Source organism: Ruegeria haliotis (assembly GCF_013377785.1).
Classification (GTDB): domain Bacteria; phylum Pseudomonadota; class Alphaproteobacteria; order Rhodobacterales; family Rhodobacteraceae; genus Ruegeria; species Ruegeria haliotis.
Genome location: NZ_JABXWT010000001.1, coordinates 12,560 through 27,676, shown reverse-complemented (window position 1 = coordinate 27,676; position 15,117 = coordinate 12,560). Strand labels below are relative to the sequence as shown.

Genomic DNA, 15,117 nt, shown 5'->3' with positions numbered 1-15,117 from the left:
AACTCTGTCACCTGATTGCACGTCAACCAGATCGTTCGCGCAAGACGCACCCTATCATTGCCGAAACCGCCCGCTTGTTTTGCCCCCATAGCTCATCTCAGTTGCGCAACAAATGCCATCAATTCAACAGCATCAAACCGGGACGGGTCCAAATCCTTCATTCAATAGATCATAGGCATCGCTAAATTCGTTAGGGCGTGTCTCACCAGTCACTGTCTCTAATATGGGTTTCAGATCGAAGACAGTTGCGGGCGTGTGTCCGAATTTCTCGCATTGTCTTAAGTAATCCACGGCTGTTCGCAGTTCGAACATCTTTGCGTGTTGTCGACGCGCGGCTTCCAGAGCCAACTGGAACTCTGCCTCGGCGGGCGCGTCAACTGAAAGGGTGAGGGCGTAGACGCGTTCTGTTTCGACTTCTGCCCAACCTTCATTCGTCAGGTCACGATGCACGCGCGCTTCGGCCAACAATCGCTGTGCACCCTCGTTATCACCTGTTTTCAGAGTAAGTTCGGCGATGAGCGTAAGAAAGAATGGTTTGTAGTTGCCCGCACCACTGGCCCACCAAGCCTCTGACGAATTTCGCAATGCAAGGATCGTCTCAGGCCCGGGTGCAACATAGGCCTGCACCCAACTGCGCCAGAGAGTTGCCGTCAACGACATGAACACAAAGGAATGCTTGGTCGACAAGTCTTCTAACTGGTCGACGACCGCACGCACCTCTTCAGGTTCGCGACGCAGAAGATGAAGCATACAAAGGTAGGTTAACGACTGGGCAACGCTATGGGCATGCTTAAGCTCTTGTGCAGCGGCAACCGCTTGTTTCTGAATTTCCAGCGCCCTGTCCGGTTCACCCCGCATCCAGACCGCCATACTCAGGAAGCACGAGGTGATCGCGGCATGGTCAGATCCGTAGATATACGCCAGATGTCCATGATCATCAGGATTATACAGCTTGAGTGCTTGTTCCAGATGTTCGTAAGCCAGGTCCAGCTGCCCAATATGAAGCAACACTGCGCCCATCGCCCGGTGTGCGACCATCCGATGGTGTGTCTCATCAGACCTTTTGGCCAGTTTCAACAACTGCCCGGCAACACCCCTTGCCAGGTTATATTCGGCCCGCACCAGGTGATAGGAGTAAAGACCATTCAGAACGGGAAACAAATGCCCGTTTTCATCAACACGTTCGCACAAATCCCGAATTCGCGCGTAAACCGAACCGGTTTCATCAGCGGCAATGCCCGCTGTCGAACGAAGGACACCCGCCCGAAGCACTTGTATCTCGATTTCCTTCCGGTCTCGTTCAATGCCCTGTTCCTGATCGTGCAGCTGCTCGATAGCCTTGGAAAGTTGCGTTGCCGCTTCGATATTGGCGGATCGCTTAACGGCGCGTTCGCCCGCAAGATACCGATAGTCGATGGCTTCTTTTCCCATACCCGCCATGGTGTAATGATGTGCAAGAATTTCCGGACCGGTATCCCCGATGTCCGAAGTTTTATGCTCCAGAGCTTGCGCCACGCGCGCATGCAAAGTTCGACGTTCGCTTTTCAAAAGACTATTGTAAGCAGTGTCACGAATAAGTGCATGGCGATAGCTAAACGTTTCCAACGGGTCTGCGTCAGAAATCGTAACGATGCCGGCCTCAACCAGCAGATCAAGCCCCACGCGCAACGCCTTTTCCCCAAATCGGGACACACGGGCAATCAACGGATAAGAAAACCGGGGACCGATTACTGCGCCGATCTGGGCTATTTCCTTGGCGGAACTCAATCGGTCAAGGCGCGCCATAAGCGCATCTTGCAGCGTACTGGGAACCAGAGGTGCCAAAGCCGCACCATCGAGAATAAAGGCATCCGCGCGCTCGGTCAGAAACCCGGATTCGAGCAGGTCTTTGGTCACCTCTTCCACATAAAGCGGCACGCCATTTGATCTGGCCGCAATCAGTTCATAAACCTCGTTTGGAACTGTTTTGCCTTTGGCGATCTCTTTTACGATTTTCTTGACCTGCTGAAAATCCAGTTGCCGTAGCCCAACGTTTGTAAGATTGGATTGCAGGGTCCAGCCAGGATCAAACTCCGGCCTGAATGTTAGCACGACGAGAACCGGGACGTCCCGGATCCGGTCGATGATCCGGTCAAGTAGCGTTTTTGTCGTCGGGTCGATCCAATGCGCGTCCTCGAATAAAAGAAGCACTGGTTTTTTCCTGGCTTCGGCAATCAGGTAACGGACCAGCATATCCAGCGTTTGGTCCATGACCTGCTGTGGTGTCAGATCTATGGGCCCCAATTGACCTTCGAAGGGAACCGATAAAAGTGCCGCCGCCAATTTCAGCGTGTCGTAGGATTCCTCTTCGAGTACGGCCCCAATTTTGTTTAGTTTGACGTCACTCGTATCATCGGGCCGTAGATCCGCGGCGGCCTCAAATTGGCGTATTACCGGGTAGAATGCACTTGCATCATGGTAAGGCGAGCATTGGTATCGAATTTGTTTATGCGAAACCTCCGTGATTTTGAGCCGCAACTCCTCAATCAAACGGGATTTGCCAATTCCTGCTTCACCAGAGACCAGCGTGACCTGGCCTTGCCCGCTGGTGGCCAACGTCCACTTGTCGTGTAAAGTTCTGTATTCCAGAGTGCGCCCAACCAAAGGATTTAGCACGACGCCATCTGCGGCCATGAAGCGGCTAACGGTTTGACGCGTTCCGGTCACCTGCCACGCCTCAACTTCTTTCGCGAAGCCCTTAAGCTTAAATGCCCCACGCAATATGAATTCAAAGGCATCGCCCGCCAACTGATGAGTGGTCGGTGCGACGATCAACGTTCCCGGATCCGCCATAGCTTGAAGGCGTGCGGCGAGGTTTGGCGTTTCACCCATGGCTGTCCCGTCTTCAAACATCTTCTCGCCACGCAAATCGCCGACTACGACCAATCCGGTTGCTATTCCTATGCGAACATTAAGCTGCGCATGAGTGCGAATTTCAGGTATCTCCCGAATGATGCGCAATCCCGCTCGAATAGCACGCTCCGGGTCATCTTCGTGCGCGTGAGGGAACCCGAAAAACACCATTATCCCATCGCCATAATAACTTGCTATGTGCCCATCGAAGGCTGCAACAGATGCGGCGCATGTTTCTTTGAAAAGCCTCAGGACCTCTGCAAGATCCTCTGGGTCAACCCGCTGAGAAATTTCAGTTGATCCGACAAGATCGATAAACATGACGGTCAGTTGCCGTCGTTCCGCTACGATCGAGGGACCCAACCAGGTGTTTTGTGGCCCGGAGCCATCCCTTGTCTCTTCGCGGATGGCCTTTATGAAACGCCGCCGCGGCCCGAGAGGCAGGCCAATTGTGATAAGATCTTCGTCATTCAACTCAGCCAGATCACCGAGCTCGATTTCGTGTTCAGCAAAGGCATCGACATACTTGGACAACCCGTGTTTTTCGAGCCAGATCGCGATCTCAGACATCTGACTGTTTCGCTTGCCGTTGAAATAGAGTTGTTGTTTTGCGTCCCGGCTGCATACAACTCCCCGTTTGTTTTGATCCTTCGAGAAAGCCGAAAGCTCTGATCAGCCATTTCATCCATGAAGAACGACGCGGCGTTTTTGGTCAAGAGCCTCAATGCAGGCTGCACATTCAAGTAAGCCAAAGATTCTATACACATTGTTTGATACCCAAGTAACTGCGTTGGGCTCTGAACCGGCTGGCACAATGCGGTGGTTCTGCGCGCCTTACGAGACTGCTCGGGGTTGGGTCATTGAGTTCGAACGGTGTTGTCACAGTAACGTACTGCATGGGTCGCAAGCGCGGCGAACTGACACCGCCAATCCGCGTGCATCCGGTCCGCTCACATATCACTCTCTACCAGATCGAAGATCAGAATATCCTGATCGTCCGTGTGCCACACGCCCACTGGGATCGGGTCCGCGATCCGGTGTGAATCTGTGCTTTCCAAGGCTCACTTTTCTTTATCAAATACAGGCCATCTGAGTTGGCTTGATACTGACGCCACGTCACAAAAACCGCTTTAGTTTCAAGTAACAAACTTAGATATAAGTTTCTAAATATTTTTTTGACTGATTGGTCAATAAATGATGCATAGCATAGAATTCTTCCCCCTAACAAGAAGAGCCATTTTCCCTAAATGCGCCTTATCGCTGCGGGTCTCCACTCACTTACGATGATCCTGAGCCTTACCCCCCTCAGAGCTCGGATCCGATCCGCAGCGATTCAATTTTTTAGTCAGTTGTCGGAAAAATATTGCTATGTACTTTAAATCAATCCTGAAGCGCCTTTTGGGAGAAAAAACAGTTCTAATCTCCATCCCAGAAGCCATCGACTTGGATTCTGTCAATGACAGCCATCCCGATATGGCGGAAAGATCAGAATTCAGGGATCTTTTTCAAAGTATGCTCGCAGAAAAACAAAATGATGTTTCTTTGCGCCGTGCGCGCGACAAATAACAGCCTGACAACTCAACTCGACCACTTCGGTGGGACTGATCACGGCGCCCTGTCGGCACAAGCGGTAAATACTCTGGCAATCTCCTTTCATGAGGTTAGTCTCGGCACATCACCTGACGCAGACTTACAGACCTCGGACATTCTTGAAGATTGTGCACAGAGAATCCAAAAGCACCAACAATGACAAACCAGACAGAAAAAACAACGCTGGGTATCCTGATCTTTCCCGGTTTCCCCATGGCCTGCTTAACGTCGTGCATCGAGCCGTTGCGAGCCGCAAACGAGATATCCGGCAAAGACGTGTTCAGCTGGGTGGTTATCGCAGAAAACAATGAACCCGTGCGATCCTCTTCCGGGGTGACGTTTTCTGCGGATCTTGCTTTGGCAGACGTGAAACCTCTGGATCACCTGTTGTTTGCCGCCAGCCCGAACAGCGTGTTCGACAACCCCTCCAAGGCCAATGCGGCGTTGCAAAGAATGCTGCGCGGGAAGACACGGTTGGGTGCGATCAGCGGTGGCGTATTTCCCTTGGCCCGGACCCGATTGACAGGTGAAAGCCCCCTGTCCGTTCATTGGTGCTATGAAGCTGCATTCCAAGCGGAATTCCCCGAAATCCCGATTCAGGGAACTGTGATTTGCACGGAAGGGGCTTTCACCTCCATTTCCGGGGCCTCAGCCGTTTTTGACTACATGCTGACGCTGATTGAGGAACGAATGGGCGGGGATATCATGGCCGAGGTCGCCTGCTGGTTTCAGCACCCTTTCATCCGCAGTGGCGCAATGACACAAAAGGTTCCGGCAATCTCTACTGCCAAAAGCCAAGATCTGCTCCCAAAGCAGGTTGCCCGTGCCATTCAGCACTTTGCCGAACATATCGAAAGCCCGATTCAAATAAGTGAGGTCGCCGAGGCCGTCGGGCTATCGACCCGAACCCTTGAACGCGGGTTCAAAAAGGCCACAGGTCAAAGCCCGCTAAGCTATTATCGGAAAATGCGGATGAATCAGGCGCGGCAGCTGGTTTTGTATACCAACGACCCGATTGCCGAGGTGGCTTACATGGTCGGATACGCCACCCCCGGCGCCTTCATGCGCCATTACCGCGAAACCTTTGGTGTCACGCCAATCAGCGACCGGCGTGCCAAGAATTCGATGCGTGTCGGCAGTGGCGATGTGCTGCCCTCGGGCTGAGGATCAGGCGACCGATTTCGCGGCCGCCAAAAGCCCGTGATGCAGCGACCCTGCCGAGGACCGGGGGCCCAATATGGCGATCCGGTCATCCGCCAGACGCCATAAGAACACACCCAGATGTTCCGCCGTGGTCCGGATCGCTTCGCCGGTGGCCATGGAACGCACCGGCGCATTGCTCATGCGTTCGAACAGATCGCACACGGCTGCTCCGGCCACGTCGAACCGACACCAGCCATCTGTCTGCTCGACCACCGAGGCGCTGTCACCGACGATCTGTTTCAGCTCGGCCGCCAGCAATTCGTGGCTGTCATACGGGGCGGTGACCATCCATTGCTCGGTGCCCATCCAAAACGTGGCAAAGGGTGCAGCATCCGCAGCTTTGCCCACATCCGGCAGTGTTAAACCGATCTGATCTGTCAGCGCCCGCTGTACCGCCTTTGCCTGACCGTTGCGCGCCGCGACCGAGGCCAGTGCCTGATCCACAACTTCGGTGATCGTGACCGCTCCTATGGTGTCCTGACGCCGTGTGGCGCCGCCCAGCGGGGTGATGGGTTTCAGTTTATGCACGAAGCTTCTCCCCTTCCGGGTCTACGAAATGAGCACTGACAATTTCGACCAGAACTTCCTGACCTTCCAGCGGGTTAACCAGTCGCAAGTGCTCACCCTTGCGGTCAAATCCGCCTTTGACAAAGCCCAGACCAATCGAGCTGTTCAGGATCGGCGAATAAGCCGCCGAAGTCACATAGCCCTGATCATGGGCCGCATCGATCGGCCCGTCCTTGTTCATCAGATGCCCACCAGCAGGAACAGCATCTTTGGCATCAACCGGTTTCAGCCCGACCAGCGCCAGCGCATCAGGGGTATTCATCCCCTCACGACGGCTGAGCACATTGCCGATACAGTCCTTCTTGGTGCTGACCATACGGCCAAGGCCCAGGTTCAGCGCCGAGGTTGTCCCGTTCAGCTCATTACCCGCCGCATGGCCCTTTTCGATCCGCATGACGCCCAGCGCCTCGGTGCCGTAAGGGACAGCATCGAACTCTTCGCCCGCCTCCATCAGCTTTCGCATCAGCGCATCGCCATACCGTGTGGGCACGGCGATTTCATAAGCCAGCTCACCCGAGAACGAGATGCGGAACAGCCGCGCCCGCAACCCACCGCAAACAGTGATCTCACCGCAAGCCATGAACGGAAACACCTCATTCGAGAGGTCAAATTCGGGATCGACGATCTTTTGCAGCAGCTTGCGGCTGTTCGGACCGGCCACGGCGTATTGCGCCCAAGCCTCGGTGGTCGAGATCAGTTGCACATCCATTTCAGGGCACAAACATTGCCGCACGAATTCCATGTTGCGATAGACCAGAACCGCATTGGCGGTGGTGGTGGTCACAACGAAATGATCCTCAGCCAAACGCGCGGCAGTGCCATCGTCGTAGGCAACCCCATCCTCGCGTAACATCAGGCCATAGCGCACCTTGCCGACGGGCAGCTTGGCAAAGCCGTTGGCATAGATCTTGTTGAGAAACGCGGCTGCATTCGCGCCCTGCACGTCGATCTTGCCCAGCGTCGTCACGTCACAAACGCCAACCGAGCTGCGGGTTTGCAAAACCTCACGGTCCACAGACTGACGCCAATGTATCTCACCCTTGCGCGGGAACCATTGGGCGCGCATCCAGTTGCCGACCTCGACAAAAACCGCATCCTGCTCCTCGGCCCATTTGTGGCTGGGGGTCAGGCGGGTCGGATGGAAATCCCTACCCACGGCCCGGCCTGCAAGCGCGCCCATCGACACAGGTGTGTAAGGTGGGCGGAAAATGGTTGAACCGGTCTCAGGGATCGACTTACCGGTCAACTCAGCCATCACCGCCAGCGCACCAATGTTCGAGGTTTTGCCTTGATCGGTCGCCATGCCCAGCGTGGTATAGCGTTTCAGGTGTTCGACCGATATAAAGTTCTCTTGATGCGCCAGTTTGACGTCCTTGACGGTCACGTCGTTCTGGTAGTCCAGCCAGGCGCGCTTGGCGCCTTTCACGTGCCAGAACGGCGACAGCGAGACGGGTGCGTCCTTTGCTGTGGGCAGCTCCGCTTGCGTTGCGGGGATCCCCAGATCATCCAGCGCAGAAACCGCTGCGGCAGCACCACTTTTCAGGGCCGCGTCCGTAGTCATCTCACCGTTTGCAGCACCGGCTACGATCTGTCCAACCGGCAGGCCGTCACCGGGTACAAAGGCGTGAATATCCGCGTTCCAGATCGGACGCCCCCGCTGGTGGCAGGTCAGGCCCAGGTTCGGGTTCCAGCCGCCCGACATGGCCAGCGCCTCGCAATACAGATCGCGCGTGTAGCCTTCGGCAAGTTGCACCTGAACCGAGGTCAGGCCAAGACGGCCGGATGTGTTGATAATCTCGGCTCCTTTCAGAACTTCGGTGCCTTCAACATCCGGCGCGTCGGCGCGCGTGTCGACGATGGCAGGCACCTTGATCCCTTGTGCCATCAGATCCCGTGCAGTCTGGTGCGCATCGTCATTGTTGGCAAAAACCACAACCGATTGCGCGGGCGTTGCCGCCCAACGGTTGGCATAGGCCCGCACGGCACCGGCCAGCATGATCCCCGGACGGTCATTATTCTCGAACGCAATAGGACGCTCGATAGCCCCCGTCGCAACCAGCGCCCGCTTGGAATAGATTCGCCACACGGTCTGACGCGGCTTGCCTTCAGTCGGAACTGCCAGATGGTCCGCGTTTCGCTCAACCGCACCGTAGATGCCGTGGTCATACGCGCCGAACACGGTGGTGCGCGGCATCAGACGCACGTTGTCCATACTGGCCAACTCTGCCTGCGCCTGCGTGACCCAATCCGCGCCCGAGATATCGGTCAACGCGCCTGTCTCGGCGATCAAGCGCCCACCCAAGTGGAAGTCTTCGTCAGCCAAAATGACCTGAGCACCCGCGCGCCCGGCGGTCAGCGCCGCTGCAAGCCCCGCAGGACCGGCACCGATGACCAGCAGATCGCAATGCAGAAAGCCCTTGTCATAGAGGTCCGGATCATCCTCACCAGTCAGGCTGCCCAGACCGGCGGCCTTGCGGATGATCGGCTCGTACAGTTTTTCCCAGAAGGCTTTCGGCCACATGAAGGTCTTGTAATAGAACCCTGCTGTCAGAAAGTTCGAGAACCGGTCGTTGATCGCCATCACATCCCGTTCCAGCGACGGCCAGCGGTTCTGCGACTTGGCATCCAACCCATCATACAGCTCAGCCACTGTCGCGCGGGTATTGGGTTCCTGCCGACCGCCCGAGCGCAGTTCGACCAGCGCGTTGGGTTCTTCGCTGCCTGCCGTCAACGGCCCGCGTGGACGGTGGTATTTGAACGAACGGCCCATCAACCGGACGCCGTTGGCCAGCAGCGCCGAGGCGAGAGTGTCACCTTCGAACCCGCTGTAGCTATTACCGTCGAAAGTGAAATTCAGGCTGGTGTCACGATTGATCAAGCCGCCCTTCAAACGATTGTTCCGGGTCATTGCGCAGACCTTTCCGCCGCAGCCGCTTTGGCCACGTCACGGGCCATTTCAACACTCAGAATCTCGTGGGTCACCGTGTTGCGCGTGACCACCAGCCAGGACCGATCGCCCTGTTCGTGAAACCACAATTCGCGATGCTCACCTGCCGGGTTGTCGCGCAGGTAAAGATAGTCATGAAACGCCTGCGCCGCGTTGTCCGACTGCCAATCCGGTCGATTGATCAGCGTGGCGTCGCCCAGATAAGTGAACTCCTGCGCGTCGCGCGGGCCCAACAAGGGATGGTTGATAATCATCTGATGTGCCCCTTAATGCAGGTTCGGTTGGGCGCCCTGCCCTTTTTCGTCGATCATGTGCCCGGTCATGAACCGATCCAGCCGATAGGCGGTGGCGGTGTCATGTGGACGGTCGGTTTTCAGCAGATGGGCAAAGCAATAGCCCGAGGCAGGTGTCGCCTTGAACCCGCCGTAGCACCAGCCGCCGTTGAAATAGAGGCCATCGATATGCGTCTTGTCGATGAAGGGCGAGCCATCCATGGACATATCCATGATACCGCCCCAGCTACGCAGCAGCCGCGCGCGACCCAGCGCCGGGATCAGTGAGATACCGCCCTCGATCACATCCTCGACCACCGGCAGATTACCGCGTTGCGCGTAAGAGTTATACATGTCCAGATCGCCACCGAACACCAGCCCGCCCTTGTCGGACTGACTGCAATAGAAATGCCCCGCGCCATAGGTGATGACACCGGGGATGAAAGGCTTCAGCCCTTCCGAAACAAAAGCCTGTAGCACGTGAGTTTCGATTGGCAGGCGCATACCGGCCTTTTCCATCACACGGCTGGAACTGCCCGCGACCGACACGCCGACCTTCTTGGCCCCGATAAAGCCGCGCGAGGTCTCGACCCCGAGAACTTTGCCGTTTTCGATCCGGAACCCGGTGACTTCGCAATTCTGAATGATATCCACACCGCGCATATCCGCCCCACGCGCATAGCCCCAGGCCACTGCATCGTGGCGGACAGTGCCACCCCGGCGGTGCAACAACCCGCCTTTGATCGGAAAGCGCGCATCGTTGAAATTCAGGAACGGATACATGGCACGAACGCCTTCGGTATCCAGTAGCTCGGCGTCCGAGCCATTCAGGATCATCGCATTGCCGCGCCGCCGCGCCGCGTCTCGCTGCGCGTCCGAATGGATAAGGTTCAGAATACCGCGCTGGCTGACCATTGCGTTATAGTTGAAATCCTGTTCCAGATTTTCCCAAAGCTTCAGCGAGAACTCGTAGAACGGCTCATTCCCGTCCAGCAAATAGTTCGAGCGGATGATCGTTGTGTTTCGTCCAACATTGCCGCCACCGATCCAGCCCTTTTCCAGAACCGCGATACGGGCTGCTCCGAACTCTTTAGCAAGGTAATAGGCCGTGGCCAATCCATGGCCGCCACCGCCAACGATGACATAGTCATAGGCCTGTGCTGGTTCGGGGTCGCGCCATTGCGGGGTCCAGCCCTTGTGCCCCGTCACCGCTTCCTTGATGAGTTTCAGAGCTGAATATCGCATGAAGGCTCCTGTTCGTTGCAATCTTGAATTTGCGCATTACCACCGGGGAATTGCAGCCGTTGTTTCAGACATAATGCGGTTCAGAACCGACAGATTTAGCGGCAATAGCTGTCTGGGCATACAAACGCGTACCGTCAAAGAGGCGCACGGCTTGAACAAACTCTATTTCACGCAAGCATTTATTCAGATTGATCCGGCGGTAAGTCAGAGCCAGAGCATACCTTCCAAAGATGCGACGGCTGCCGGCCCATCAAGCCTTGATCCCGCAAACACCAGGACCAAAAAAAGGCGCAGCGCAACACTGCGCCACGCCCGAAACGATGTTCTCAACAAAGGGCTTTACCAGAGCGACGAAACGCGGCGAAAATTGAAATCCGGCCGCTACTCACCGATGCGATCAGAATGATTAATCAACACCAAGGAATGTTTTGCAACCAAACTGGCGGGCACGTCAATAATCGCGGACATCTACAGACTGTTCACCTGCTGAGAATGCCCGCAAGGATTGTTTAACCGCTCAATGCTCAAGGCATTCAGAAAGTGTGCTGGCCATACCCTTGATGATTTGCGGATAGAGATCCGGGCCCGGTTCCAGATCAGAGCCAATCGGATCGATCACCCCCGTTTTGGCATCGACCCCGCTCAGCACAGTGTCAACAAGGCCCGGGTTGAACTGCGGTTCAGTCAAGACGCACTCGACTCCTTCTTCACGAATTCGCCCCTGAATTTCTGCTATACGTGCCGGGCTGGGATCAGACGCATCGCCGAGCGAAATCGCGCCCGACGCCGGGAAATCGAAAGCGGTTTCAAAGTACTGATAAGCGTCGTGAAACACAACGAACTTGCTGCCACGTACCGGATCAAGCATCTCGGCCACCTCGGCTGTATGCGCGTCCATTTCGGTGCGCCCAGCAGCGGCGTTCGCCAAATACGTCTCGGCATTGTCGGGATCAACTGTCGAAAGCTGAGCGGCAAAAATATCCAGCCATGTTTTGGCATTGTCTGGCGAAAGCCAAGCATGGGGGTCATGCCCTTCATGATCATGCGCGTCATGATCGTGGTCATCCCCATCTGCGTGATCTTCGTGCCCATCCTCTTTGGAATGATCGTCATGCTCGTGTTCGTCTTCATGATCATGTTCGCCTTCATGACCTTGTTCATGCTCGTCCTCATGCGCATGCGCTTCGAACAACGCACCTTCCCGGAATTCCAGCAATATCGTGCCATCTGCTTCCAACAAACTCGTGACCGTTGCGTCATCGGTCAACGTGTCCATTGCGCCCTCCATCCAAGGCGTCAGGTCTTCGCCCAACCAAAACACCAGATCTGCCTCTTGCAATGCGGCGGCTTGTGAAGGACGCAAGTTGTATTCATGAGGTGAGGCACCCGGCGGCACAATCAGGCTCGGCGTGCCGACACCCTCCATCACTATTGCCACCAAAGAATGCACCGGTGCGATATCAACGGCCACCTTTGGAACCTCTGCATGGGCTGCCCCGCTCAACAGTGTGGCAGCAATCGAAAGGGGAGGAAGCTTTCTGGACATCAGAACCTCAATGTGATTTTATAACGTTACGAACCGCATATATGATATGGAATAACATGACAAGTGAGATACGCCCCATACCTGCCGAAGACACGGCTCTTGTTGGGTTTCAGAAGCATGACCATGAGCATTGCGTCGAAACCGCTTTGGCCACGGCCGAAGCGCGATGCACGAAAGACGGGTTGCGCCTGACGCCAGTACGGCGAAAAGTGCTGGACCTTCTGCTGCAAGAGCATCGGGCGCTTGGGGCCTATGCAATCCTGGATCGCCTGCGCGAGGAAGGCTTCGGATCACAGCCGCCGGTGGCCTACCGCGCCCTCGATTTTTTGGTTGATAATGGATTCGTGCACAAGATCGAGCGACTGAACGCATTTGTCGCATGTGCACATCCCGGCGCGGCACATTCGCCTGCCTTCATGATCTGCCGACTTTGTGACACCGTGGCCGAAGCACACTCTGCACCCGCCAAAAGCGCGCTTGGCGCCGCTGCGCGTGCGGCAGGATTCGAGATTGAGCGCACGGTTGTAGAGGCAGAGGGCATCTGCCCCGCCTGCACTGCAAAGGCATAGATATGGCTCTGATTACAGTTAAAGACCTCAGCTTGCGCTATGGTGCAAACACCGTTCTGCGCCATGTCAATCTGTCGATCGAGCCAGGTGAGATCGTAACAATCGTCGGGCCCAATGGGTCGGGCAAAACAAGCTTGTTGCGGGCCATCATCGGTGCGACATCCCCACTCGCAGGCCGGATTACACTGCAGCCCGGTTTGAAAATTGGGTATGTGCCCCAAAAGCTGCACATCGACCCGACCTTGCCCATTACAGTAGAACGCTTCATGCGCCTCACCAATCATGTCACACGGCAGGACTGCGCCAATGCGCTTGAAACGGCGGGGGTGCCCGATCTACTGAAACGGCAGATGTCCCAACTCTCGGGTGGGCAGTTCCAGCGCGTGCTTTTGGCCGGCGCCCTGATCAATCGGCCCGACATCCTGCTGCTGGACGAAGCGACACAGGGGCTTGATCAGCCCGGTTCTGCGGCATTCTACCAACAGATCGAAACCGTGCGACGGGACACCGGATGCGCGATTTTGATGATCAGCCACGAACTGCATGTGGTCATGAGCGCCTCGGATCGGGTGATTTGCCTCAACGGCCACGTTTGTTGTGAAGGCTCGCCCGCCGTTGTTGCGTCAGCCCCAGAATACCGCGCCCTGTTTGGGACCGGCACTGGTGGCGCGCTGGCACTTTATCGCCATGACCATGACCACAATCATGATCACAGCCACGATCATGGCGCAGACTCTCAGGAAGCCGCAGAATAATGCTAGATGATTTCATGACGCGAGCGACGCTCGCTGGTATTGGTGTGGCTATTGCAGCCGCCCCGCTTGGGTGTTTTGTCGTGTGGCGTAGAATGGCCTATTTCGGCGATGCTACGGCGCATGCCGCAATCCTCGGCGTAGCGTTGTCACTGACGTTCCAGATGTCGATTTTTGCGGGCGCAATGGCGGTATCGCTCATCATGGCCTTGACGGTGACGCTGTTGGCTGGTCGAGGGTATGCGATGGACACACTTTTGGGTGTACTGGCGCATTCCGCATTGGCGTTCGGGCTTGTCGCAGTGTCTTTTCTATCTGGCGTGCGCATCGATTTGATGGCCTATCTGTTTGGCGATATTCTGGCCGTATCACACGCTGATTTGGCGGTAATCTGGGGTGGCGCAGCGCTTGTCGTTGCACTGATCGCTTGGCGATGGTCGCAGCTTCTGACCGCAACACTGAATGAAGAACTGGCCTACGCCAGCGGCTTCAATCCACGGCGCGAGCAACTTGTTCTGACCCTGTCTCTGGCGGTAACTGTGGCCGTTGCGATCAAAGTCGTCGGAGTGTTGTTGATCGCTGCCATGTTGATCATACCCGCAGCGGCCGCCCGCAGCTTGGCACGATCGCCTGAATCAATGGCAGTGATCGCCGCAGTGATCGGTGCGGTCTCGGCCGTAGCGGGCCTGCGTGCAGCCTATATTTTCGATACCCCCGCTGGTCCATCTATCGTCTGCGTGGCTGCACTCTTGTTTGCGTGCTTCAGCCTTCTGGGCTGGCAAAGCCAGCGCCGGGCTCAATGACCCCAGCAATTGCGCGTCTTTGAGCCTTGATATCCGTATTAGTGTGATGGGCTGATCCGGCGAGCCAAACTTCAACAGGCCGGGCCCGGCGCACCAGTTGCTTGACTCTGGCGCCGCTGTATCTATAATTTCTGTTATGACAGAAACATCAGACCTATCCGAATCTTCCGCCAAGTCCAAATTCATTCTTTATTGGGGCGATATGGGCAGTCAATGGGGCGTAAACCGCTCGGTTGCGCAGGTTCACGCGCTCTTATACCTCAGCGAAGCCCCCTTGAACGCCGAAAAAATCTCCGATGAACTGGGTATTGCCCGGTCAAACGTGTCGAACTCGCTAAAAGAGCTGGTCGGATGGCGGCTGATCCACAGGGTACCGGTGCCCGGCGACAGGCGGGAACATTTTGTGGCCGAGACCGACGTTTGGGAGATGGCGTTGCTGATCGCAAAAGGCCGGAAGGAACGCGAGATTGATCCGGCCATGCGCGCCATTGATATCTGCGTATCCCAAGCCGCGTCCGAGACCGACCTGCATCCCGTTGTTCTCAGCCGCATGCAGGACATGCAGGACTTTCTGAAAACAGCTGACCACTGGTCCGGGCAAATGCTGACCGTACCGAAATCAAAGCTCTCTAAACTAATGAAAATGGGGGATAAAGTTCTCTCTTTACTCAAGATCGGCACCAAAAAAACTGACATGTAAAAAATTTTGAATGCAAATTTCTCTTCATACA

The 15,117-nt window shown here is 55.9% G+C and carries 14 protein-coding genes; 8 read left to right on the top strand and 6 right to left on the bottom strand.

Features of this window, described 5'->3' with window-relative positions; genetic code table 11:
• Positions 1-132: 132 nt before the first annotated feature.
• Complete coding sequence (locus tag HW561_RS00135; RefSeq protein ID WP_176861156.1) at positions 133-3,462, bottom strand: ATP-binding protein; 3,330 nt, start codon at positions 3,460-3,462, stop codon at positions 133-135.
• 326 nt (positions 3,463-3,788) lie between these two features.
• On the opposite strand from HW561_RS00135, the gene HW561_RS00130 reads away from it, so the two are divergent.
• From HW561_RS00130 to HW561_RS00120, 3 genes are all read left to right on the top strand, one after another.
• Complete coding sequence (locus HW561_RS00130; protein WP_176861155.1) at positions 3,789-3,935, top strand: type II toxin-antitoxin system RelE/ParE family toxin; 147 nt, start codon at positions 3,789-3,791, stop codon at positions 3,933-3,935.
• Between the two features lie 325 nt (positions 3,936-4,260).
• Entirely contained in the window at positions 4,261-4,458 is a 198-nt protein-coding gene (locus HW561_RS00125; RefSeq protein ID WP_176861154.1) for a hypothetical protein, read from the top strand.
• Between the two features lie 180 nt (positions 4,459-4,638).
• A complete protein-coding gene (locus tag HW561_RS00120; protein ID WP_176861153.1) occupies positions 4,639-5,646 on the top strand; it encodes a GlxA family transcriptional regulator in 1,008 nt (335 codons plus the stop codon).
• Between the two features lie 3 nt (positions 5,647-5,649).
• Here the strand turns inward: HW561_RS00120 and HW561_RS00115 are convergent, their stop codons facing one another.
• From HW561_RS00115 to HW561_RS00100, 4 genes are read right to left on the bottom strand one after another with little or no spacing between them, the layout of a single operon-like run.
• A complete protein-coding gene (locus HW561_RS00115; protein WP_176861152.1) occupies positions 5,650-6,213 on the bottom strand; it encodes a sarcosine oxidase subunit gamma in 564 nt (187 codons plus the stop codon).
• A complete protein-coding gene (locus HW561_RS00110; RefSeq protein ID WP_176861151.1) occupies positions 6,206-9,160 on the bottom strand; it encodes a sarcosine oxidase subunit alpha family protein in 2,955 nt (984 codons plus the stop codon). Before HW561_RS00110 ends, HW561_RS00115 begins: the two co-directional genes overlap by 8 nt.
• Positions 9,157-9,453, bottom strand: a complete 297-nt coding sequence (locus HW561_RS00105) for a sarcosine oxidase subunit delta (protein WP_176861150.1) — start codon at positions 9,451-9,453, stop codon at positions 9,157-9,159. The genes HW561_RS00110 and HW561_RS00105 overlap by 4 nt, the downstream gene beginning before the upstream one ends.
• Before the next feature lie 12 nt (positions 9,454-9,465).
• Positions 9,466-10,716, bottom strand: a complete 1,251-nt coding sequence (locus HW561_RS00100) for a sarcosine oxidase subunit beta family protein (protein WP_176861149.1) — start codon at positions 10,714-10,716, stop codon at positions 9,466-9,468.
• Between HW561_RS00100 and HW561_RS00095 the strand changes: the two genes are divergently transcribed.
• Positions 10,715-11,122 carry a hypothetical protein gene (locus HW561_RS00095; protein ID WP_176861148.1) on the top strand — a complete coding sequence of 136 codons (408 nt, stop codon included), beginning with the start codon at positions 10,715-10,717 and terminating at the stop codon, positions 11,120-11,122. The two genes, HW561_RS00100 and HW561_RS00095, sit on opposite strands and share 2 nt — an antisense overlap.
• A gap of 111 nt (positions 11,123-11,233) precedes the next feature.
• Here the strand turns inward: HW561_RS00095 and HW561_RS00090 are convergent, their stop codons facing one another.
• Positions 11,234-12,262, bottom strand: a complete 1,029-nt coding sequence (locus tag HW561_RS00090) for a zinc ABC transporter substrate-binding protein (RefSeq protein WP_176861147.1) — start codon at positions 12,260-12,262, stop codon at positions 11,234-11,236.
• A gap of 56 nt (positions 12,263-12,318) precedes the next feature.
• On the opposite strand from HW561_RS00090, the gene HW561_RS00085 reads away from it, so the two are divergent.
• The 4 genes from HW561_RS00085 to HW561_RS00070 all read left to right on the top strand — a co-directional run bounded on the left by HW561_RS00085 (position 12,319) and on the right by HW561_RS00070 (position 15,086).
• A complete protein-coding gene (locus HW561_RS00085) occupies positions 12,319-12,831 on the top strand; it encodes a Fur family transcriptional regulator (RefSeq protein WP_235962731.1) in 513 nt (170 codons plus the stop codon).
• A gap of 2 nt (positions 12,832-12,833) precedes the next feature.
• Positions 12,834-13,586 carry a metal ABC transporter ATP-binding protein gene (locus HW561_RS00080; protein ID WP_176861145.1) on the top strand — a complete coding sequence of 251 codons (753 nt, stop codon included), beginning with the start codon at positions 12,834-12,836 and terminating at the stop codon, positions 13,584-13,586.
• Positions 13,586-14,386 carry an iron chelate uptake ABC transporter family permease subunit gene (locus tag HW561_RS00075; RefSeq protein WP_176861144.1) on the top strand — a complete coding sequence of 267 codons (801 nt, stop codon included), beginning with the start codon at positions 13,586-13,588 and terminating at the stop codon, positions 14,384-14,386. The genes HW561_RS00080 and HW561_RS00075 overlap by 1 nt, the downstream gene beginning before the upstream one ends.
• 136 nt (positions 14,387-14,522) lie before the next feature.
• Positions 14,523-15,086: a GbsR/MarR family transcriptional regulator gene (locus HW561_RS00070; RefSeq protein WP_176861143.1), complete on the top strand. Its 564-nt coding sequence runs from the start codon at positions 14,523-14,525 to the stop codon at positions 15,084-15,086.
• Positions 15,087-15,117 lie beyond the last annotated feature (31 nt).

Coding starts and splice junctions, on each gene's coding strand:
- HW561_RS00105 (WP_176861150.1), bottom strand. CDS start 9,453: ATGATTATCAACCATCCCTTGTTGGGCCCGCGCGACGCGCAGGAGTTC.
- HW561_RS00130 (WP_176861155.1), top strand. CDS start 3,789: ATGGGTCGCAAGCGCGGCGAACTGACACCGCCAATCCGCGTGCATCCG.
- HW561_RS00080 (WP_176861145.1), top strand. CDS start 12,834: ATGGCTCTGATTACAGTTAAAGACCTCAGCTTGCGCTATGGTGCAAAC.
- HW561_RS00075 (WP_176861144.1), top strand. CDS start 13,586: ATGCTAGATGATTTCATGACGCGAGCGACGCTCGCTGGTATTGGTGTG.
- HW561_RS00085 (WP_235962731.1), top strand. CDS start 12,319: ATGACAAGTGAGATACGCCCCATACCTGCCGAAGACACGGCTCTTGTT.
- HW561_RS00100 (WP_176861149.1), bottom strand. CDS start 10,716: ATGCGATATTCAGCTCTGAAACTCATCAAGGAAGCGGTGACGGGGCAC.
- HW561_RS00110 (WP_176861151.1), bottom strand. CDS start 9,160: ATGACCCGGAACAATCGTTTGAAGGGCGGCTTGATCAATCGTGACACC.
- HW561_RS00125 (WP_176861154.1), top strand. CDS start 4,261: ATGTACTTTAAATCAATCCTGAAGCGCCTTTTGGGAGAAAAAACAGTT.
- HW561_RS00135 (WP_176861156.1), bottom strand. CDS start 3,462: ATGTCTGAGATCGCGATCTGGCTCGAAAAACACGGGTTGTCCAAGTAT.
- HW561_RS00095 (WP_176861148.1), top strand. CDS start 10,715: ATGAAGGCTCCTGTTCGTTGCAATCTTGAATTTGCGCATTACCACCGG.
- HW561_RS00120 (WP_176861153.1), top strand. CDS start 4,639: ATGACAAACCAGACAGAAAAAACAACGCTGGGTATCCTGATCTTTCCC.
- HW561_RS00090 (WP_176861147.1), bottom strand. CDS start 12,262: ATGTCCAGAAAGCTTCCTCCCCTTTCGATTGCTGCCACACTGTTGAGC.
- HW561_RS00070 (WP_176861143.1), top strand. CDS start 14,523: ATGACAGAAACATCAGACCTATCCGAATCTTCCGCCAAGTCCAAATTC.